Consider the following 20,771-nt stretch of genomic DNA (forward strand, 5'->3'; position numbering starts at 1 on the left):
CCGCGATGGCGACAGGGTCGGACAGCACGGTCGTCCTTTCGAACGCCGGCGCCGGCACAAGGCAGATCGTTTCCTCATGGCCGAACGCGGGCGTCGGTAGAGGGAAGAGGATCAGGCGGGTAGTGGACGATCGCCGGTCGGCGGACTTTCGGCGATCTCCTCACCTGAGGGCTGTCCGGAAGCTGACGGGGCAGAGGGCCGTATCCCTCTTGAGAACCTGTCGTCGAGCGGAGAAGAAGGCACGCGTGCACTCCATGTGTAGGCGGAAGACCTGTCCGGGAGAACCCGGAAGTCTGTTGATGCCAGATTGAGTTCGAAAGCGTACGCACCTACATGCGCCTCTGACAACCGATCACCTCATGGTGATCGACCGGACCCTGCAAGGGACTTGGGCGATGCGAGCCCGGTCGGCATGGCGCTGGCGTCCGCATCACCGCACGAGGAGGTCGGGTCCGGTACCGAGGCCTGCTTCGCGTCACACTCCGGAGCGCCGGCAGGAGGAGGAAGCCCCAGCGGCAGGCCGCCTGCCTGGCGCCTGTGAAACTCGAGCCACGGAGCTCATGTCGTGAACGAGGAAGCGACCCGAGAACGAGTTGGCAAGAAATGACCGGGGTGCGGTGCTTTTAGGTCAACGCAGTCCCGGAACCGGCTGTGCGGCCGGCGCGATCACTTCGCCCAACGCCTGAGCCGCGGCTACATCCCGGGCATGACCCTGCGCCGGCACACCGGGCACCGTCTCGGTGGCGGAAGGAGTGAGGAGTTCCTGGGCGGACCGCCGGCCACGGGCATCCGAGACCACGATCCCTCCGGTCCACCTGCCACTGGCGTCCTGATAACGGTGCTGGAGCTTCCGCAGCCGTGGGCAATGACGGTCACGGATTTCGGCGAAGCCCGGGTCGCAGTGCACATTGCCGACAAGATCCCCGGCGTAGGTCACACTCGCTGCCGGAGCCAGGATCGCCGAGACGATCAAATCGGCGATCTGCAGGCCCAGGTGGGTGTTGCTGTGCCCGAAGAGCGGAGATTCCGCAAGACGCGGCAGACGGTCCCCACCCTTGCCGAACTTCCGGGTCGTTACGCAGTGGACATTGCCCAGGTTGTCGGTCGGGTTACGGCTGTCGAGCACGGCGATACCGGTGCTCGAACGCTCGGAGAGGTAGTGCTCGAAGTTCGCACAGAGGGCACTCACCGAGGTCGCGTACATGGCGGCATCGTCATTCACCTTGCCGTCCTCCTTCACCCAGATCCGCGCCATGACAGCGCAGTCACGCTCTTCGAGGATGTTCAGGAGGTGGTCAAGGAACCCATGAGCCCGCCGGCGCTGATTGCGCCCGGCCCGACGAAAGGGCTTGCGGAGCGTCTCGCCCTTCACCTCGTGGTGGACGACCTGGGTCAGCCGAGGGAGGTTGCGCAACTCGGGACGGAACCGCTTCTTCAGCGCGATGAAGTCCCATGCCAACGCCTTGAGCTGTGCCTCCGGCACTGCGAACCCTCCGATGACCAGGACGGGCATCGAGTCGGGGACCTCAGGGTTCAAGGGCTGGCCCGTGCCGGATTCATCGAGGTAGCAGAGATGCAAGGTGCGGGCCCCCTGGTGGCAGAGACAGCTATGGCCACCCCCAGAACCCCGGGGACGGCCATAGGAGGTGCCACGCCGAACAGAAGGTCGGTCGCAGCTATGTGTTCGTCCTGTCGCCGACAGTAGGCGAGCGACACTCAGGGATCAAGAGGGGCATCAGCGGAAATGCACCCTGCCGCCGGCCAACGAAGACCGCCTACCGGCACGCGCTCGCGAGGGCCGCTTCGTCCGACCACAACAAAAGACCCCTCGACCGGCACATTGCCTATCGAGGGGTTCTGGCACTCTCTCGAAGTGCCCCCGGCAGGATTCGAACCTGCGCACACGGCTCCGGAGGGCTCTTCGGTTGGCGGCGGAAGCCCTGGTCAGGAGGTTTGCCGTGCGGAGGGCACGAGAACCGGTCCACGGTTGGTCCAGAGATTGGCCTGTACTCGGGCTCGCACGGCGCTGTCCGGGGCCGACCGCGCCTAGTTGCTGAGCTGCCGACTCTGGGTGCAACTGCTTCTTCGGCCTGAGGTCTTTGCCGGCTGGATGGAGGCGTGACGGTTACTGTACTTCGCTGCTATACAGCGCTGGACGTTTGGATGATCGTGGCTCTACTCAGGTCTGCCCTCAGGTACCGGCGTTGGTCACGACACGGGCGCCCCAGCCGACAACAGTCCATCACACGGCCGGGATGTCGAACTGGCAGGGGTGCGTGTATCGCGGGCACGCTGAACTACGTCGTTTGCAACATGCTGGCGCGGTTCGCCACTTGCTCGTACTAGGCGCGGCAGACGTTGGCCAAGTCGGTGAAAGTCCAAGGGCGGCGCGGAGACGACCGCGAGCATCCGGTCGCCGACTACCTCGGCGACGTCGCCTGAACCGTGGCGCCAAGCGGTCACAGCCCCGGAAGGCGATCAGGAGACCAACAAGTCCTGGCGAGGTCGTCGGACCGTGCGGCATCATGATGTTCAGACTAGGGCTATCGTCGGAAAGAAGTGCATGTCTGAGACTGCGGTCGTTCCTGCGAACGTTACCGTTCGCCACCCCTCCCTCTTATTGATGAGGAACACTCCTGCCCGGCTCGCGAGCGTGGAGTTGTTCGCTGGCGCTGGTGGGCTCGCGCTGGGTTGTCAGGAGGCTGGCTTCGACCCGCTGGTAACGCTGGAGTTGGACAAGTGGGCATGTGACACGGTGCGACAGAACCAGGCCCGGGGGAACGAGCTCGTCGCGAACTGGCATGTCGAGGAGGGCGACGTGCGGGACTTCAACTGGTCCCGCATCACCGACGAGGTGGATCTCGTCGCCGCCGGCCCGCCATGCCAGCCGTTCTCCATTGGCGGCCGCGGCAAGGCGGACGACGACGAGCGTGACATGTTCCCGGCCACGGCGGAAGCAATCGCCCATCTGAGGCCCCGCGCGTTCATCATCGAGAACGTGAGGGGTCTGGCGCGCCCGAGGTTCGCCGACTATTTCCAGTACATCCAGGCCAGGCTTTCGCTGCCCCTCCTCGCCGCGAACCCCGACGAACTGTGGGGAGATCACCTGCGGCGGCTCCGGGCGGCAGGCGAGGACGTCAGCAACCAAGAGTTGGCCTATCGGGTCACCCCCGCCTTCGCTAACGCGGCGGACTACGGCGTGCCGCAGCAGCGCCAACGCGTCTTCCTGGTCGGTTTCCGAAACGACCTGGACGTGACCTGGGAATTCCCGCATGTCACACACTCGAGGCGGGCGCTTCTGCATGCGCAGTGGACAACTGGTGAGTACTGGCAGGAACATGAAGTGCCCAAGGCGAAACGCCCGGAACGGCCTAAGGTCCCCATACCTGCGGAACTGCGGCCGGACGAGGTCCAAGCGCGTTGGCGCACCATACGCGACGCGCTGGCCGGTCTTCCCAAGCCAACGCTGACAGGTACTGCGGGCGTCCTCAACCACGTCCTTCAACCGGGAGCTCGTTCCTACCCTGGTCACACCGGTAGTCCGGTGGACTGGCCTGCGAAGACGCTGAAAGCAGGGCGCCACGGGGTCCCCGGCGGCGAGAACATGCTGCGTGAGACGGACGGTTCCATTCGCTACTTCACGGTCAGGGAAAGTGCCCGCTTGCAGACCTTCCCGGACGACTACGAGCTGCATGGCCCTTGGGGCAAGGCGATGCGCCAGCTCGGCAACGCAGTGCCAGTAGAGTTGGCGCGGGTCGTAGCCGACAGCGTCCACGCCGCCCTGCGCGCGGAGGGATCCGAAGCATGACGGAGACGGAGACGCGACCCGACACCCTCAACCTGACGCCTCCCCCCCGGATCTTGGAGATGATCGCGGAGGTCGACCTCCAACTTCATCAGTGCCTGTGCGAGTTGATCGACAACTGTCTCGACGAACTCGTCGAGGCCACCCGTGTCGATGAAACGCTGGAACCTCGAATAGACGTCACCCTGCCCACGGCGGGCAAGGTGAACCGGGCTGCCAAGGTCGTCGTGAGCGACAACGGTCGGGGAATGTCTCAGGAGGAGTTGCAGTACGCCCTGAGCGCCGGCAGGTCGGGTAAGCAACGGTTCGGCAGCCTCGGCCTATTCGGCATGGGCTTCAACATCGCCACGGCCCGCCTTGGCACGATAACGGTGGTCCGTACGGGACGACGTGGCGACGACCGATGGATCACCGCCACTATCGACCTTAGGGAGATGCAGCGGCTGTCGTCGTACGAGGTGCCCCTTCGCTACGAGCGAAAGGCTCCCGACGAGCACGGCACTCTCGTCTCGGTGACGAACCTCCGCGAAGACGTGGTCGCCAAGTTGAAGTCGGCGAGTTCGATCCGGGAGGTCAGCAAGAACCTAGGGCGGATCTACACTTACATGCTGCGTGATCCCAACGGCCCTCATTCGGGCGCGCAGATGATGGGCGGTTTGAACCAGCGCCTGTACGTCAACGCTCGCCAGGTGACCCCTCTCGTGCCGTGCATCTGGGACCCGACCCGGTCGGTTATGTACAAGGCTGCGGAAGCGCCTGCTGCCGAAGTAATCCACGTGCCACTCACCAACGCCTTCGCCTGTATGAACTGTGGGCGCTGGTACACCTCAAGGTACGACGAGTGCGTCGATTGTGAGAGCACCGACATCCAGGAGCGAGAGCGCCGGATCGTGGGGTGGCTGGGCGTGCAGAGGTTCGCCGATAAGTCCGACTTCGGTCTGACGTTCCTCCGGAGCGGGCGTGCGATTACAACCAGGGACAGGTCTCTGTTCGACTGGGAGGGGCCAGACGGAGACACTGAGCTGGAGTATCCGATCGAACTCGGTATGGGCCGCATCGTCGGTGAGATCCATCTCGACCACGCGCCGGTCAACGTCCGCAAGACCAACTTCGACACGTCGTCGCCGGAGTGGCGGTACATGGTCGAGAAGGTGCGAGGCGACCTTCCTTTGCGTCCACAACTCGCGAAGCGCCTGTTCAATCGTGAGAACGACTCTCCGATGAGCCGGTTCTTCAACGCCTTCCGGGAAAATAAGCCGGGTCTCCGGTACCTCATGCCCGGCAACGGCAGCACCGCCATCCACAATGAGGCGAAGAGATGGGCACAGAAGTTCCGCAGCGGGGATCCGGAGTATCAGACCGACGACAAATGGTATGAGGCCGCGGCCGATCATGATCGGGTCAAGCACGGACCACCGCCGGAGCCAGCACCGCCGTCCGACGAGGATGACTGGCTCAAGGGGGAGGGGCTTGGACATCTGGGGACGGGGGCGGCTGACGGCCACTCACCGTCCCAAGATCAGAAGCAGCCGGAGCCGGCCGCAGAGACACGGCCGGAGACCGAAGAGCAACGCTTCGCGAGGTACAGAGAGCATGCGACGCTGCTTCCCGACACCGACCGCGGAGTTCGCCTTGGTACCGCTCAGGCGATCCTTCGCGTCTACGTCACCTCCGGAGTCGAACTGCTCAAGGACGGCCAGCGGCAGCCGACCGTGGTTCGGATCGTAGCTGGCGAGGTAGAGATCTACGTGGACTCCGATACCACGCTGATCGCGCGGTACGGGTGGTCCCCGCTGAACGTCGCGCTCGTCTGCGCGGCACCGCAGTTGAAGAACGTGTACTCCATATCAGGCTCCATCGACGGGTTGGTGACATCGATTCTCGAGCAGTTCCCGGACCGCCGGGTGGACTCCAGCTCGGTGCGTAGTCGCGCGGAGATGCTGCTGGAGGGCTTGCGAGATCGGCTCGCCGACCTCACCTCGAAGGACGCGGCCACGTTTTGGTCCGCCCTGTCCGGTCAGTCGAAGCGGGCCGCCGAGTCGTACGCCATCGCGGTGGCACCGGACGTCGACTGGAAGGCAGCGGTGGAGAACGGCGAGTTCGCGCGCTACCTGGGAGTCGAGGGCGTCCTCGACCTTGTTACGAGCGGTCCCGAACTGGTACTGGACGGCGGGTTGTTCCGCACTACTTACGCTGCGCTCGGCGAGGAGACGCAGACGGACCAAGTGGCCCGTGTTAGTGCCTTCCTCACCGACCTCAAGCGGATGGTTGTGGGTCCACCCCTGCAGAACACCTTGGAACTGTCTCGCTTGCTCCTTACCGCGGACCTACTGGACGCGGAGATCGTCCAAGTATGAACAGATCGTTCCTAGAGCCGGCCTTCCTTGTCGAGGAAGGCCCGAAGGGCTTCACGCGTCAGCTGGAGCGGTTGCTCGGCCTGATCTCGTTCACGGATGTGGTCAACATCGATGGTCCTGGGGACAAAGGTGCCGACCTCCTTGGCCGACTCAACGGTGAGGATTGGATCTTCCAGTTAAAATGGAAGAAGTCGGGCAATGTGGATCGCGAGGCCGTGGACGAAACCCACGCGGCGATGCGGCATTACGCGATCCACCGAGCGGTAGTGATCACCAATCAACTGTTCACCCAGAAGGCCAAGGAGCGGGCGGACGCGCTGAGGGACGTCGGAGTCAACGTGACCCTCTGGGATGGCCGACGGCTGGCGACGATCTACGATCGCGCTCCGGAGCGAGTTACGCCGTTCGACCTCCACCCCTATCAGGACCGTGCGGTGGAAGCGGCCTGGGCCGCCCTAGACGACGCCGGCGAGGCGCTTATCTACCTCGCTACGGGCCTCGGCAAGACGGTCGTCGCTGGCAGGTTGCTGCGACGATTCCTTCTCGCCAATCCGGGAGCCAAGGTGCTGGTCACCGCGCACATGATTGACCTCGTGGAGCAACTCGAACGGGCGATGTGGCGGGACGTCCCTAAAGACGTACCGACACGTCTGCTGCACGGCGATTCGAAACCCGATTCCCTGCCAGGCGTCACCTTCGGCGTATCGAACACAGCACGCGACTACATCCAGTCGGGCTACGCCCCCGAGCTGGTGATCGTGGACGAGGCACACCATGTGGGGGAGACCGGGAACTACGCCACCATGATGCGGCTGCTGCCCAAGGCCAAACGGATGGGTGTGACGGCCACGCCCTGGCGAGGCGATCGGTACGACATTGAGCGGACCTTCGGAGAACCAGTCGAGCGGGTGTCAATCTCGGAGGGCATGAGACTGGGCTACCTCGCGGACGTGAAGTACCGCGTGTTCGCCGACAACATTGATTGGGACTTCATCCGCCACGCCTCCGAGCACGGCTACTCCATCAAGGACCTGAACAAACGCCTCTTCATCCCCGAGCGGGACGAGTCGGTTCGGGGACACCTCGAGAAGGTCTGGGACCAGACCACGAACCCGCGGGCCATCGTCTTCTGTCAGACGATCGAGCACGCCGAGCGGATGCGCGACATGCTCGCCCGACGGCCCGGCTGGGAGTGTGCCGAGACGCTGCACGCCAGGCTGAAGACACGGGAGCGACGGGCACGATTGCTCAACTTCCGTACAGGAGAAGTGCCCATCCTCGTCGCCGTGGACATCCTCAACGAGGGCGTCGACGTACCCGACGTCAACATTCTCTGCTTCGCCCGAGTGACCCACAGTCGACGTATCTTCGTGCAGCAGCTTGGCCGCGGACTCCGTCTTCGCAAGGGAAAGACCCACGTGGAGGTATTGGACTTCGTCAGCGACATCCGACGGTTGGCCGAGGTATACGACATGCGAGAGCAAGTGTCCGAGGGCGAGATCGAGCAGGTATCAGTCGGACGGAACCAGTTCGAGTTCGAGGACCTGAGGGTGAAGGGACTTCTGGACCAATGGATGGCCGACGTGGGTGACCTCGGGGGAGCCGACGACAGCGTCCGTTTGGAGTTCCCGCCTGTCGAGGGGGGCTGATGGCGACCCTTCCGGAACCGATCCGCTTGGAGATCTTTGCGGAGCTAGCCCGTCACTTCGACGCCATGCGATGGGAGGAGGTCTCTTCGCCCGCAGCGACGGAGATGTACGACCGGTTCGTCAAGGATCCCAATATCGGCGGGCGACTCGCTAGATTCATGCCCACGGAGAAGATACGCCCGTGGATCAAGGACGGACCGGCGAAGCAGTACCGTCGGGCGCTCGAAGGTGTCGGGCCGATGGCTCAGATGACGACACGCGAGTACCCCGGTCCGCAGTCGGTCGTTCGGCTCGCCATGGGCTCGGGATGGACCCTTCGCGCGCAGACACTGGACGTGAAACCGATGCGTTGCCTCGCTGATGGACCGGATAGTGAGTCGGCCTTCATCACCTGGGGCCCAATGAGCGGCCTGCAGGGCATGGTCTGGCACGCCTGCCTGCGACGGGCGGAGTCCGAGTCGCAATCGATCACCATCGCCGTCACCAAGCCCAACACCGCACCGCTGCCCGACGACGATTGGCACCTTGCGCTCTCGCTAGCCACCATCTTGAGAGCACGATGCGAGCAGGTCACCTACACGGTCTCTCGGAAGGCGACCGTCGACTTACGGACCGTCTGATCACTTCGTCCTCGATCTTGTCGGCCACCTCGATCGGGTCAGCGTGCTCCCAAAAGCGAAGAACGGTCCATCCCGCCGACGTGAAGGCCTTGGTGGAGTCCTGATCACGGCGTTGATTCTCAGCGACCTTGGCCGCCCAAAACTCCTTCCGATCCCCCTTTGCCGGCCGAAAGTGCTCCGGACAGCCATGCCAGAAGCACCCGTCGATCAGGACGGCGACTCGCTGCCTTGTGAAGGCGATGTCGACTGTCCGCTGCAACGTGGACACGGGCTTGAAGTTCACCCGGTACCGGAGACCGCGCCGATGCAACTCCCGACGCACTTTTCTTTCGGGCGCGGTGTCGCGCCCTCGGATTCGGGACATACGCGCACTGACGACCGGGTCGACACCCGCAGACATCGGACCCCTCCACCCGAACTCTTAGACTCCAGCGGCGACCTCGACAGTCCACACGTCCGTCAAGACGCCGACGAGATCCACTAGAACGAAGTCCACGACGAGGTCGCCAGTCGAGATCCACCAGCCGCCGGTCGTATGGGGCGAAGCGAAGGAAACGGTCGTCAGCCTAACACCGACTTCAGTCCGGGCCGCATACGCCTGCACATACGCGAAGACCCCGACCGCAGCGTTTCCGCTGGTGACGGGGTCTTTAGGCACCTAATCCAAGGTGCCCCCGGCAGGATTCGAACCTGCGCACACGGCTCCGGAGGCCGTTGCTCTATCCCCTGAGCTACGGGGGCGTTGCCGCTGTGTTTTGCGGCGACGGGTAGAACCCTACCAGTTCCGATGGGGTGTTCATGAACAGGTTTGGGGAGGGGGTGGAAGGGAGGGCTGTTCGGGCCCGGCGGCACCTGTGGGCAGGGCCTTAGCGCATCGGGGTGGGGTGGCGGTGGTGGTCGGGGAAAGGTCCCTCGCATGGGGGCGGAAGTGGGCAAAACCGGGACGGCGCCGCAGGTCGGCCCCTAGTCTCATGGTGTGCCTGGCTTGTCCGGTCGGATCCTTGTTGTGGATGACAACAAGGTGATCCGGCAGTTGATCAGGGTCAACCTTGAGCTGGAGGGCTTCGAGGTCGTGACCGCGGCTGATGGTGCCGAATGTCTGGATGTCGTGCACCACGTGAGACCTGATGTCGTGACCCTGGATGTCGTGATGCCGCGGCTCAACGGTCTGCATACCGCGGCGCGCCTGCGGTCCGATCCGCGGACCTGGGACATCCCGATCGCCATCGTCAGCGCCTGCACGGAGGGCGAGGTGGACAACGGCGAGTCGGTGGGCGTGGATGCGTTCCTTGCGAAGCCGTTCGAGCCCACGGAGCTGGTGCGGACGGTGGGAATGCTGGTGCGTGAGGGGCGGCAGCGGGACCGGGAACTGCAGTGGGGGGCGGGGGGACACCCCGCGGCCGGGGCAGGTCCGGCCGGATCCGGGGGTGGGCCCGAGGGCGGGGGCGAAGAGTCGGAGTACGGCGGCGGCCGGCGGGAGGACGGGGGAGACGGGGATACGGGGGCTACCGGGGTTACCAGCGCTACCGGGGCTGAGGGGGATGGTGCCCGGCCCTCGTCCCATCGGCATTCCTCCCCTGAGCATTCCTCTCATGGGCATTCCTCCCGTGGGCATGTCGGTGCGGGGGAGGGGGCCCAGTCGTCCTCGTCCCGTGGGCATGTCGGGACGGGTGGGGAGCACGGGGCGGGGTAGCTGAGGCGTGCGGATGCTGTCCACAGGGCGAAACCGGTCGCGTCGATGACCCCGGTCTCCCATACGCTTGTCCCGTGACCCCCGCTGAGCTCTCCCGTACCGTCCTGCGCTCCGTGCGCGGTGCCGTTGAGGATCGGGAGCTCTCCGTGCCGGTGCCGGCGCGGATCGTGGTGCGGCCGCCCAAGCGGCCCGGGTGTGGGGACTACGCATCGAACGTCGCGCTGCAGCTCGCCGGACCCGCGGGACGGCCCGCCCGGGAGGTCGCCGAGATTCTGCGGAAGCGGCTGGCGGGGAGCCCGGGGATCGACCGGGTCGAGATCGCCGGGCCGGGTTTTCTGAACTTCACGTTGGGGGACGGGGCGCTGGTCGACCTCGTGCGCCAGATCCTGACGCAGGGGGCCGCTTACGGCACCCGCTCGTCCGTCACGTCTCCCCCCGCGTCCGTCACGTCTCCCCCCTCGTCCGTTACGTCTTCCTCTTCGCCCGTCGCGTCTCGCTCGGGTGCGGTGAGTCCTTCCGTTCCCCGTCCCGTGGGCGCTCGGCCGGTCACTGGCTCCCGTCGTGCCCGCGACATCGTCGTTGCCGAGGCGCTGGCGCGGATCGATGCGGCGGTGGGGCATGGCGTCCGGTCACCCCTCCAGCAGCGGCCCGATGAGCCCAACGGGCGGGAGAGGGCCGACGAGCCCGTCGAATCCAACGAGCCGGACAGGGCCGACGAGCCCCACGCGCTGGATACGGCCGACGAGCCCGATGAGCTGGCCGTGTTGGTCGCTCGGCTCGGGAGTGATGAAGCGCGGTGGGTGTTGTTGCGGCCCGCCGCTCATGATCCGGTGCGGGTGCCGGAGCGGCCGGTGCAGCGGGAGGGTAATCCGCGGTTCCTGGTGCAGTACGCGTACGCGAGGGTGCGGGCGTTGGTCCGGAACGCCGATGACCTGGGGTTCGCCTCCCGGCCGGGGGAGATCCTCGGGAACGGGCCGGGCACGGCCGTGGACGGTCCGGGTAGCGCCCCCGCCGTCGTCCCTGCCCCCGCCCCGGCCCTCGCCCCGGCCCCCGGGCCCGCCACAACCCCCACCCCCGCGCCCGCCCACCCACCCGTCCAGCTCGCTGCCCTTCGTGACGTGCTTCGGGATCTGCACACCCTGCTCGCCACCTACCCCTCCGCCGTCGAGGTCGCCGCGCGGCTGCGGGCGCCGGATCGGGTGGTGCGGCATCTGGAGGCGACGGCGGAGGCGTTCTTCCGGTGGCACGGCGGGTGTCCGCCGCTGCCCGTCGGGGAGCAGAAACCCTTGGCCGTGCACCGTGCCCGGCTGGCCCTTGCCGAGGCCGCCGGGACGGTGCTCGCCAACGGCCTGCGACTGCTCGGCATCTCCGCACCCGAACACCTCTGAGCTTGTGAATTCTTGAGGGGATCTTCCTGTTATGAGCCGTTCCGCGCACCCCGCCGGGCCCCGGCACGCCGACGTCCTTCCCGAGGGGCACTACGCCGGGCCGCCCGCCGACCTCAACACCCTTGACCGGCACGTCTGGTCGCGTACGGTCCGGCGCAATGCCGACGGTGCGGTGACCGTCGGCGGGCTGGACGTCCGTGCGCTGGCCGAGGAATTCGGCACGCCGGCGTACTTCCTGGACGAGGAGGACTTCCGTGCGCGCTGCCGGGCCTGGCGCGACGCCTTCGGCCCGGACGCCGACGTGTTCTACGCCGGGAAGGCGTTCCTGTCCCGGGCCGTCGTGCGGTGGCTGCACGAGGAGGGGCTCAACCTCGACGTGTGTTCGGGCGGTGAGCTCGCCACCGCCCTCTCGGCCGGGATGCCCGCCGAGCGGATCGCGCTGCACGGGAACAACAAGAGCACCGAGGAGATCACCCGGGCCGTGGAGGCCGGGGTGGGGCGGATCGTGCTCGACTCGTTCCAGGAGATCGTGCGGGTCGCGCACATCGCCGAGAAGCTCGGCAAGCGCCAGCGGGTGCAGATCCGGGTCACGGTCGGTGTCGAGGCGCATACCCACGAGTTCATCGCGACCGCGCACGAGGACCAGAAGTTCGGCATCGCGCTGGCCGGCGGGCAGGCCGCGGAGGCCGTGCGGCGGGCGCTGAAGCTGGACGGGCTCGAACTGATCGGGATCCACAGCCACATCGGGTCGCAGATCTTCGACATGGCGGGCTTCGAGGTCTCCGCGCGCCGGGTCGTGCAGCTGCTGACCGAGGTGCGCGACGAGCACGGGATCGAGCTGCCGGAGATCGACCTCGGCGGCGGGCTCGGGATCGCGTACGTCTCCGAGGACGATCCGCGCGAGCCGCACGAGATCGCCAAGGCGCTGAACGAGATCGTGACCAAGGAGTGCCGGGCCGCGGGGCTGGGCGTGCCGCGGCTGTCGGTCGAGCCGGGCCGGGCGATCGTCGGGCCGACGGCCTTCACGCTCTACGAGGTCGGCACGGTCAAGGAGCTGGAGGGGCTGCGGACGTACGTGTCCGTGGACGGCGGGATGTCGGACAACATCCGCACCGCGCTCTACGACGCCGAGTACAGCGTGGCCCTCGTCTCCCGGACCTCGGACGCCGAGCCGATGCTGTCGCGGGTGGTCGGCAAGCACTGTGAGAGTGGCGACATCGTCGTCCGTGATGCGTTCCTGCCGGCCGATGTCGCGCCGGGGGACCTGCTCGCGGTGCCGGCGACCGGGGCGTACTGCCGGTCCATGGCGAGCAATTACAACCACGCGCTGCGGCCGCCGGTGGTGGCCGTGAAGGACGGTGCGGCCCGGGTGATCGTCCGGCGCGAGACGGAGGAAGATCTCCTGCGCCTGGATGTCGGGTAGGGCCGGATCGCCGGGGGCCGGCCCCGGATGAAATAAATGTCTCGGTATCCGGACGACGGACGGAAACTGACGTCCGGTGCGTGAGACTGGTGCATGAGTCTTGTGCATGAGCAAGACGGAAATCGCTGATCGATGAGAAGCAGAGGTCGAATGATGCGTACGCGTCCGCTGAAGGTGGCGCTGCTGGGCTGTGGTGTTGTCGGCTCAGAGGTGGCGCGCATCATGACGACGCACGCGGACGACCTCGCGGCCCGTATCGGCGCGCCCGTGGAGCTGGCCGGGATCGCGGTCCGCCGCCCCGACCGGGTGCGCGAGGGCGTGCCGGCCGAGCTGGTCACCACCGACGCCACCGCGCTCGTCAAACGGGGCGACATCGACGTCGTCATCGAGGTCATCGGCGGCATCGAGCCCGCCCGGACACTGATCACCACCGCCTTCGAGCACGGCGCGAGCGTGGTGTCCGCCAACAAGGCGCTGGTGGCCGCGGACGGCGCTGCGCTGCACGCGGCGGCCGAGGCCAACGGCGCGGACCTGTACTACGAGGCCGCCGTCGCCGGCGCGATCCCGCTGGTCCGGCCGCTGCGCGAGTCGCTGGCCGGCGACAAGGTGAACCGCGTCCTCGGCATCGTCAACGGCACCACCAACTTCATCCTCGACCGGATGGCGTCGACCGGCGCCGGCTACAGCGAGGCGCTGGACGAGGCGACCGCCCTCGGTTACGCGGAGGCCGACCCGACCGCCGACGTGGAGGGCTTCGACGCCGCCGCCAAGGCCGCGATCCTCGCCGGGATCGCCTTCCACACCCGCGTCACCATCGACGATGTGCACCGCGAGGGCCTGACCGAGGTCACCGCCGCCGACATCGCCTCCGCCCGGCGCATGGGATGCACGGTCAAGCTGCTGGCGATCTGCGAGCGGGCGGCGGACGGGGAGTCGGTGACCGCCCGGGTGCACCCGGCGATGATCCCGCTGACCCATCCGCTGGCCTCCGTCCGGGAGGCGTACAACGCGGTCTTCGTGGAGGCCGACGCGGCCGGCCAGCTGATGTTCTACGGGCCCGGCGCGGGCGGTGCGCCGACCGCCTCCGCGGTGCTCGGCGACCTGGTCGCGGTCTGCCGCAACAAGCTCGCCGGCGCCACCGGCCCCGGGGAGTCGGCGTACACCGCGCTGCCGGTCAGCCCGATGGGCGAGGTCGTCACGCGGTACCACATCAGTCTCGACGTGGCCGACAAGCCCGGCGTTCTGGCGCAGGTCGCGACGGTCTTCGCCGAACACGGCGTATCGATCGATACGGTCCGCCAGCAGGGCAAGGACGGCGAGGCCTCTCTCGTCGTCGTCACCCACCGGGCCGCCGACGCGGCCCTGTCGTCGACCGTCGGGGCGCTGCGCGAGCTGGACACCGTACGCGGCGTCGCCAGCATCATGCGGGTCGAAGGGGAGTAAAGGAACCCATGTCTGCCAATCCCACCGCCACCACCAGCCGTCAGTGGCGCGGAATCATCGAGGAATACCGCGACCGGCTGCCGGTCAGCGACACGACCGAGGTCGTCACCCTCCGCGAGGGCGGGACGCCGCTGGTGCCCGCCCAGGTGCTCTCCGAGCGCACCGGCTGTGAGGTGCACCTCAAGGTCGAGGGTGCCAACCCCACCGGTTCCTTCAAGGACCGCGGCATGACGATGGCGATCACCCGCGCCAAGGAGGAGGGCGCCAAGGCGGTCATCTGCGCCTCGACCGGCAACACCTCCGCCTCGGCCGCCGCGTACGCCGTGCGCGCCGGCATGGTCTGCGCGGTGCTCGTCCCGCAGGGCAAGATCGCGCTCGGCAAGATGGGTCAGGCGCTGGTGCACGGCGCGAAGATCCTGCAGATCGACGGCAATTTCGACGACTGCCTGACGCTGGCCCGCAGCCTGTCCGACAACTACCCGGTCGCACTTGTGAACTCCGTCAACCCGGTGCGCATCGAGGGTCAGAAGACCGCGGCCTTCGAAATCGTCGACATGCTCGACGACGCCCCGGACATCCACGTGCTGCCGGTCGGCAACGCCGGCAACATCACCGCGTACTGGAAGGGCTACCAGGAGTACGCGGCCGACGGCATCGCCTCCCGCACCCCGCGGATGTGGGGCTTCCAGGCCTCCGGCTCCGCACCGATCGTGCGCGGCGAGCCCGTCAAGGAGCCGCAGACCATCGCCACCGCGATCCGCATCGGCAACCCCGCCTCGTGGGCGAACGCGGAGCGCGCGCGGGACGAGTCGGGCGGCTTCATCGACGAGGTGACCGACCGTCAAATCCTGGCCGCGTACCGGCTGTTGGCCGCGCAGGAGGGCGTGTTCGTGGAGCCCGCCTCGGCCGCTTCGGTGGCCGGTCTGCTCAAGGCCGCCGAGCAGGGCAAGGTCGACCCGGGTCAGCGCATCGTCTGCACGGTCACCGGCAACGGCCTGAAGGACCCGGACTGGGCGGTCGCCGGTGCGCCGCAGCCGGTCACGGTCCCGATCGACGCGGCCGCGGCGGCCGAGCGACTCGGTCTCGCCTAGGACGCGGCCGTACGGGCCCGACGGCCCGTACGGCGCCCGGTGACCGGACACCGGCGTCCGGTCACCGACCCGCACAGCAAACTGTGCAAAGACTGCAAAGCCCGAGGGCGCAGCCATCGGGGCACGGGAAGGCGCGCGACACGCATCGTGCGCCTCCTGTGCGCCCTATGTCGCGACAGAACCTTCCTTCGATAGGCTGGCAGCCAACTCCCCTCCCCACGGCATAACGCAGTGGTGTTCAGGGCAGGTCAGAACAGACCCCGCGAGCCGGCCGGGCACCTCGGTGCCGCGGCGCTCCGGGTCAGTACCGCAGCATCAATCAAGGAGAGTCATCGAGCGATGGCCGGTCCCGCGTTCCGCGCCGCCGCCGTCCGGGTGCGCACCCCCGCTACCAGCGCCAATCTCGGTCCCGGCTTCGATGCCCTGGGTCTTTCCCTGGGCCTGTACGACGATGTCGTGGTGCGCGTCGCCGACTCCGGGCTGCATATCGACATCGCAGGTGAGGGCGCCGACACCCTGCCGCGTGACGAGAGCCACCTGCTCGTCCGGTCGATGCGTACCGCCTTCGAGCTGCTCGGCGGACAGCCGCGCGGCCTGGAAATCGTCTGCGCCAACCGCATCCCGCACGGCCGCGGCCTGGGCTCCTCGTCGGCCGCCATCTGCGCCGGCATCGTCGCCGCCCGCGCCGTGACGATAGGCGGCGAGCAGAAGCTCGACGACATCGCGCTGCTGGAGCTGGCCACCGAGATCGAGGGCCACCCCGACAACGTCGCCGCCTGTCTGCTCGGCGGCTTCACTCTCGCCTGGATGGACACCGGCACCGCACGGGCGATCCGGATGGATCCGGCCGATTCCATCGTTCCGGTGGTCTTCGTGCCCGGGAAGCCGGTGCTCACCGAAACCGCCCGCGGACTGCTGCCGCGCACCGTCCCGCACGTGGACGCCGCGGCCAACGCCGGTCGCGCCGCACTGCTCGTCGAGGCCCTGACCAGGCGCCCCGAGCTGCTGCTCGCCGCGACCGAGGACCGACTTCACCAGGAGTACCGCGCCCCGGCGATGCCGGAGAGCGTGGCCCTGGTGAACCGACTGCGCGCGGACGGCGTCCCCGCAGTCGTGTCCGGTGCGGGCCCGACGGTGCTCGCACTGGTCGATGACGCGGCGGCCGAGAAGGTCGCGGCACTGGCGGGAGAGGGGTGGGCGGCGAACCGGCTGACCCTCGACGCGGCAGGGGCCTGTGTACTGCCGCTCGCCGGGTGATCACGCGGGTGATCAACGATTGCCGGTCATTGAGAGGGGGAATGTTTGTTGGATCCGGTAGTGTTAACCTCAAGTGAGTACGAGCCGCCGCAGTGGCGCTGTGCTTCGTGTCCCCCATCGGGACCACCTTTCTTCCGGGAGCCTCCCAAACTGCTTGGAGCAGTTGCCTGAAGCAGTAGCGAGCATGCTCCGGAATCGGCGTGACGACATGAGTCACTGTGCATCTCTTCGCGCCGGAATCATGAACTGATCTCTCCGCCACTTCCGGCGGGACCACCGCCCCGGCCCGGTCCGCGAGACCTGAGGACCCAGCCGGACAGCACAACCGGTCGCCGAGCCAGACAGGCCGACGCCCGCTCCAGGGAAGGACCCTTCGTGAGCGACACCACCGATCTGATGGGCGCGCGCACCGATGGCAGTGCCACCACGCCCGCCACGGACGCTCCCGCCGCGCCTGCCACCACCCGGCGCCGCCGTACCGGCACCGGCCTTGAGGGCATGGTCCTGGCCGAGCTGCAGCAGGTGGCCTCCGGCCTCGGTATCAAGGGCACCGCGCGGATGCGCAAGAGCCAGCTGATCGAGGTCATCAAGGAGCGCCAGGCCGGAGGCTCGGGGACGGCGGCCAAGGCCGACACGTCCACCGACACCGAGGCCAAGCCCAAGCGCCGTACGACCTCCAAGGCCCGCACCGGCGAGGAGGCAGCCGAGCCGGCCGCCAAGGCCGACAAGACCGAGCGCACCGCCAAGGACAAGGCGGACAAGGCCGGCGCCCAGCAGCAGATCGACATCCCCGGCCAGCCGGTCAGCGACGAGCAGCCGGCCGGTGAGCGGCGCCGCCGCCGGGCCACCGCCGCCGCGGGCGCCCCCGAGCCGGCGGGCGACCTCAAGACCGACACCAAGGTCGAGGCGAAGACCGACACCAAGACCGAGGCGCGCACCGACACCGCCACCGCCCCGCAGGAGACCGGCGAGGGCCGGCCCGCCAAGGGCGGCGAGCGCCAGGAGCGCGGTGACCGCCAGGACCGGGGCCAGAAGGGCGACCGGGGCGACCGCCGCCAGCGCGACCGCGGTGACCGCGGTGACCGCGGTGACCGCCGCAAGGGCGACGCCGGTGACGGCGGCCAGCGCCAGGGCCAGGGCCAGGGCCGGGAGCGCGACCGGGACCGCCGGGACGACGACGACGACTTCGAGGGCGGCCGGCGCGGCCGTCGCGGCCGCTACCGCGACCGCCGGGGCCGCCGCGGTGGCCGCGAGGAGTTCGGCAACGAGCCGCAGATCGCCGAGGACGACGTCCTGATCCCGGTCGCGGGCATCCTCGACATCCTCGACAACTACGCGTTCATCCGGACCTCCGGCTACCTCCCCGGTCCGAACGACGTCTACGTCTCGCTCGCCCAGGTCCGCAAGAACGGCCTGCGCAAGGGTGACCACGTCACCGGCGCGGTCCGGCAGCCCAAGGACGGCGAGCGGCGCGAGAAGTTCAACGCGCTGGTGCGGCTCGACACCGTCAACAGCATGGCGCCCGAACAGGGCCGCGGGCGGCCGGACTTCGGCAAGCTGACGCCCCTTTACCCGCAGGAACGGCTGCGCCTGGAGGGCGAGTCCGGTGCGCTGACGACCCGGATCATCGACCTGGTCGCGCCGATCGGCAAGGGCCAGCGCGGTCTGATCGTGTCGCCGCCGAAGGCCGGCAAGACCATGATCATGCAGGCCATCGCCAACGCGATCACCCGCAACAACCCCGAGTGCCACCTGATGGTCGTCCTCGTCGACGAGCGTCCCGAAGAGGTCACCGACATGCAGCGGTCGGTCAAGGGCGAGGTCATCTCCTCGACCTTCGACCGTCCGGCCGAGGACCACACCACCGTCGCCGAGCTCGCCATCGAGCGGGCCAAGCGTCTGGTGGAGCTGGGCCACGACGTCGTCGTCCTGCTGGACTCGATCACCCGTCTGGGCCGGGCGTACAACCTCTCGGCTCCCGCGTCGGGCCGCATCCTGTCCGGTGGTGTCGACTCCACCGCCCTCTACCCGCCGAAGAAGTTCTTCGGTGCGGCGCGCAACATCGAGGACGGCGGCTCGCTGACCATCCTGGCCACCGCGCTGGTCGAGACCGGCTCGCGGATGGACGAGGTGATCTTCGAGGAGTTCAAGGGCACCGGCAACATGGAGCTCAAGCTCGACCGGAAGCTCGCCGACAAGCGCATCTTCCCGGCGGTGGACGTGGACGCGTCCGGCACCCGTAAGGAAGAGATCCTGATGGGCAGCGACGAGCTGGCCATCGTCTGGAAGCTCCGCCGGGTGCTGCACGCCCTGGACCAGCAGCAGGCCATCGAGCTGCTGCTGGACAAGATGAAGCAGACCAAGTCCAACGCGGAGTTCCTGCTGCAGATCCAGAAGACGACGCCGACCGCGGGCAACGGCAACGACTGACGCCCCCGGAGCGCTCCGGCGCCGTCCGCCCGACGCCCCCCTCGCCCTTACGGGTGAGGGGGGCGTCGTGCTGGGTGGCCCGTACGGCGTCCCGTACGGGCCGCGCCCGGGCCGGCGGCGCGGCCGGTGATCTGTGACCCGGGTCGCGCGCGGGGAGCCGGCGAAGCGCCCGATCTGAGACGTTCCGCACAGATCGCCGCCGGAGGCAACGTTCCGGCCAGGACGGAAACCGGGACGAAAGAGCAGGTGAGGACGGCGGAGCCGGCGCACCGCCGGGCGCGGCCCGCGGAGATTTCTAAGAATCCCCTCATCACCCGCTGTGCAACCCTTCCCGTCAGCCTCCCGTCTGACAAGGCGCAACGCGCCGTGACAGCGAGCAGCACGGGGACGGCGAGGGGTAGCGACGCGACAAGGACTGAGGAGCAGATGGCGGACAGCAGCGGGACCGTGAAGACGGCCGAAAGCCGTGCCCGCGGCATACGTGCCACGGGCCGCCGGCGCAAGGGCCCGACCGGGCGCCGCCGGGCCCTGACCATCACGCTGTGCGCGCTGGTCAGCGTCGTACTGCTCGGTGGTGCCGGGCTCGGCTACGTCTACTTCAAGCTCAACGGCAATCTGAAGGGCGTCGACATCAACGCCGCCCTCGGCCACGACCGGCCCCAGAACGTCGACGACGGCTCGATGGACATCCTCGTGATGGGCTCCGACTCGCGGGCCGGCAAGAACGGCGAGTACGGCAAGGACGAGGGCGGCGCGCGGTCGGACACCGCGATGGTCGTCCACGTCTTCAAGGGTCACAAGAAGGCCAGCGTCGTCAGCATCCCCCGGGACACCCTGATCAGCCGGCCCGACTGCACCACCAAGGACGGCAAGAACGTCCCCGGTGAGCGGCGGGCGATGTTCAACACCGCCTTCGAGGTCGGCGGCCCGGCGTGCGCCGTCAAAACCGTCGAGTCGATCAGCGGGATCCGGATGGACCACTTCATCGAGGTCGACTTCAGCGGCTTCAAGAAGCTCATCGACGCGCTGGGCGGGGTGGACATCACCACCACCAAGGCGATCGACGACCGCAACAGCCACCTGCACCTGCAGGCGGGCCACCACACCCTCGACGGCGAGCAGTCCCTCGGCCTGGTCCGCACCCGGCACGGCGTGCCCGGCGGCGACGGCAGCGACCTGGGCCGCATCCAGCTCCAGCAGACGTTCCTCAAGGCCCTGATGAACCAGGTCAAGAACGTCGGCGTGCTGACCAACCCCACCAAGCTCTACGACATCGCCGACACGGCCACCAAGGCCATCACCACCGACACCGACCTGAACTCGGTCAGCGAACTGACCGGCCTGGCCAAGAGCCTGGGCTCCATCGGGTCGGAGAACATCGACATGGTGACGCTGCCGGTGACGTACGACACCGCCAACCCCGACCGCGTCGTACCGCTGACCCGGAAGGGCAAGCAGGTCTGGGACGCGCTGCGCGACGACCGGGACATCCCGAAGTCCGCGCTCAAGGGCTCGGCCGGTGACCAGGGCGGCACGAGCAACTACGTCAAGTAGCGCGGTAGGCGGTTCCGGGGCCCCGCGCGCCCCGGAACCGGGCGGGGAATAGTTGCGCACG

General features: G+C 67.9%; 15 protein-coding genes and 1 tRNA gene. 12 read left to right on the forward strand and 4 right to left on the reverse strand.

Features of this window, described 5'->3' with window-relative positions:
* Positions 1 to 628: 628 nt before the first annotated feature.
* Positions 629 to 1,579 (reverse strand): DUF3800 domain-containing protein, encoded by a 951-nt coding sequence (locus ACFV1J_RS28300; RefSeq protein ID WP_385862684.1) that lies wholly within the window; start codon positions 1,577 to 1,579, stop codon positions 629 to 631.
* 1,074 nt (positions 1,580 to 2,653) lie between these two features.
* Between ACFV1J_RS28300 and ACFV1J_RS28305 the strand changes: the two genes are divergently transcribed.
* The 4 genes from ACFV1J_RS28305 to ACFV1J_RS28320 are packed head-to-tail and all read left to right on the forward strand — an operon-like array spanning position 2,654 to position 8,431.
* Positions 2,654 to 3,808: a DNA cytosine methyltransferase gene (locus tag ACFV1J_RS28305; protein ID WP_385862686.1), complete on the forward strand. Its 1,155-nt coding sequence runs from the start codon at positions 2,654 to 2,656 to the stop codon at positions 3,806 to 3,808.
* Positions 3,805 to 6,162, forward strand: a complete 2,358-nt coding sequence (locus ACFV1J_RS28310; protein ID WP_385862688.1) for an ATP-binding protein — start codon at positions 3,805 to 3,807, stop codon at positions 6,160 to 6,162. The genes ACFV1J_RS28305 and ACFV1J_RS28310 overlap by 4 nt, the downstream gene beginning before the upstream one ends.
* On the forward strand, positions 6,159 to 7,811 hold the full coding sequence (locus ACFV1J_RS28315) for a helicase-related protein (protein WP_385862691.1): 1,653 nt from the start codon (positions 6,159 to 6,161) through the stop codon (positions 7,809 to 7,811). The genes ACFV1J_RS28310 and ACFV1J_RS28315 overlap by 4 nt, the downstream gene beginning before the upstream one ends.
* A complete protein-coding gene (locus tag ACFV1J_RS28320; protein WP_385862693.1) occupies positions 7,811 to 8,431 on the forward strand; it encodes a hypothetical protein in 621 nt (206 codons plus the stop codon). Before ACFV1J_RS28315 ends, ACFV1J_RS28320 begins: the two co-directional genes overlap by 1 nt.
* Here the strand turns inward: ACFV1J_RS28320 and ACFV1J_RS28325 are convergent.
* The 3 genes from ACFV1J_RS28325 to ACFV1J_RS28335 all read right to left on the reverse strand — a co-directional run bounded on the left by ACFV1J_RS28325 (position 8,382) and on the right by ACFV1J_RS28335 (position 9,172).
* Positions 8,382 to 8,831 (reverse strand): very short patch repair endonuclease, encoded by a 450-nt coding sequence (locus tag ACFV1J_RS28325; protein WP_385862695.1) that lies wholly within the window; start codon positions 8,829 to 8,831, stop codon positions 8,382 to 8,384. The two genes, ACFV1J_RS28320 and ACFV1J_RS28325, sit on opposite strands and share 50 nt — an antisense overlap.
* A 21-nt stretch (positions 8,832 to 8,852) precedes the next feature.
* Positions 8,853 to 9,089 carry a hypothetical protein gene (locus tag ACFV1J_RS28330; RefSeq protein ID WP_385862697.1) on the reverse strand — a complete coding sequence of 79 codons (237 nt, stop codon included), beginning with the start codon at positions 9,087 to 9,089 and terminating at the stop codon, positions 8,853 to 8,855.
* Positions 9,090 to 9,100: 11 nt separating this feature from the next.
* Positions 9,101 to 9,172, reverse strand: a tRNA-Arg gene (locus tag ACFV1J_RS28335).
* Between the two features lie 280 nt (positions 9,173 to 9,452).
* On the opposite strand from ACFV1J_RS28335, the gene ACFV1J_RS28340 reads away from it, so the two are divergent.
* The 8 genes from ACFV1J_RS28340 to ACFV1J_RS28375 all read left to right on the forward strand — a co-directional run bounded on the left by ACFV1J_RS28340 (position 9,453) and on the right by ACFV1J_RS28375 (position 20,710).
* Positions 9,453 to 10,124, forward strand: coding sequence for a PleD family two-component system response regulator (locus ACFV1J_RS28340; protein WP_385862798.1), 672 nt, complete (start codon positions 9,453 to 9,455; stop codon positions 10,122 to 10,124).
* 74 nt (positions 10,125 to 10,198) lie between these two features.
* Positions 10,199 to 11,512 (forward strand): ArgS-related anticodon-binding protein NrtL, encoded by a 1,314-nt coding sequence (gene nrtL / locus ACFV1J_RS28345; RefSeq protein ID WP_385862699.1) that lies wholly within the window; start codon positions 10,199 to 10,201, stop codon positions 11,510 to 11,512.
* Positions 11,513 to 11,543: 31 nt separating this feature from the next.
* On the forward strand, positions 11,544 to 12,935 hold the full coding sequence (gene lysA, locus ACFV1J_RS28350; RefSeq protein WP_385862701.1) for a diaminopimelate decarboxylase: 1,392 nt from the start codon (positions 11,544 to 11,546) through the stop codon (positions 12,933 to 12,935).
* A 150-nt stretch (positions 12,936 to 13,085) separates the two neighbouring features.
* A complete protein-coding gene (locus tag ACFV1J_RS28355) occupies positions 13,086 to 14,378 on the forward strand; it encodes a homoserine dehydrogenase (RefSeq protein ID WP_385862703.1) in 1,293 nt (430 codons plus the stop codon).
* Between the two features lie 8 nt (positions 14,379 to 14,386).
* A complete protein-coding gene (thrC, locus tag ACFV1J_RS28360) occupies positions 14,387 to 15,469 on the forward strand; it encodes a threonine synthase (protein WP_385862706.1) in 1,083 nt (360 codons plus the stop codon).
* A 339-nt stretch (positions 15,470 to 15,808) separates the two neighbouring features.
* Positions 15,809 to 16,726: a homoserine kinase gene (gene thrB / locus ACFV1J_RS28365; RefSeq protein ID WP_385862708.1), complete on the forward strand. Its 918-nt coding sequence runs from the start codon at positions 15,809 to 15,811 to the stop codon at positions 16,724 to 16,726.
* Positions 16,727 to 17,101: 375 nt separating this feature from the next.
* On the forward strand, positions 17,102 to 19,156 hold the full coding sequence (rho, locus tag ACFV1J_RS28370; RefSeq protein ID WP_385862710.1) for a transcription termination factor Rho: 2,055 nt from the start codon (positions 17,102 to 17,104) through the stop codon (positions 19,154 to 19,156).
* Between the two features lie 426 nt (positions 19,157 to 19,582).
* Complete coding sequence (locus tag ACFV1J_RS28375; protein ID WP_385862712.1) at positions 19,583 to 20,710, forward strand: LCP family protein; 1,128 nt, start codon at positions 19,583 to 19,585, stop codon at positions 20,708 to 20,710.
* Positions 20,711 to 20,771 lie beyond the last annotated feature (61 nt).

It is taken from the genome of Streptomyces sp. NPDC059649 (assembly GCF_042734445.1).
Classification (GTDB): Bacteria; Actinomycetota; Actinomycetes; order Streptomycetales; family Streptomycetaceae; genus Streptomyces.

Bases quoted from the DNA above. Each gene is read 5' to 3' on its own strand.
- ACFV1J_RS28310 (WP_385862688.1), top strand. From the start codon at position 3,805: ATGACGGAGACGGAGACGCGACCCGACACCCTCAACCTGACGCCTCCC.
- ACFV1J_RS28315 (WP_385862691.1), top strand. From the start codon at position 6,159: ATGAACAGATCGTTCCTAGAGCCGGCCTTCCTTGTCGAGGAAGGCCCG.
- ACFV1J_RS28320 (WP_385862693.1), top strand. From the start codon at position 7,811: ATGGCGACCCTTCCGGAACCGATCCGCTTGGAGATCTTTGCGGAGCTA.
- ACFV1J_RS28325 (WP_385862695.1), bottom strand. From the start codon at position 8,831: ATGTCTGCGGGTGTCGACCCGGTCGTCAGTGCGCGTATGTCCCGAATC.
- lysA (WP_385862701.1), top strand. From the start codon at position 11,544: ATGAGCCGTTCCGCGCACCCCGCCGGGCCCCGGCACGCCGACGTCCTT.
- ACFV1J_RS28355 (WP_385862703.1), top strand. From the start codon at position 13,086: ATGATGCGTACGCGTCCGCTGAAGGTGGCGCTGCTGGGCTGTGGTGTT.
- thrC (WP_385862706.1), top strand. From the start codon at position 14,387: ATGTCTGCCAATCCCACCGCCACCACCAGCCGTCAGTGGCGCGGAATC.
- thrB (WP_385862708.1), top strand. From the start codon at position 15,809: ATGGCCGGTCCCGCGTTCCGCGCCGCCGCCGTCCGGGTGCGCACCCCC.
- ACFV1J_RS28375 (WP_385862712.1), top strand. From the start codon at position 19,583: ATGGCGGACAGCAGCGGGACCGTGAAGACGGCCGAAAGCCGTGCCCGC.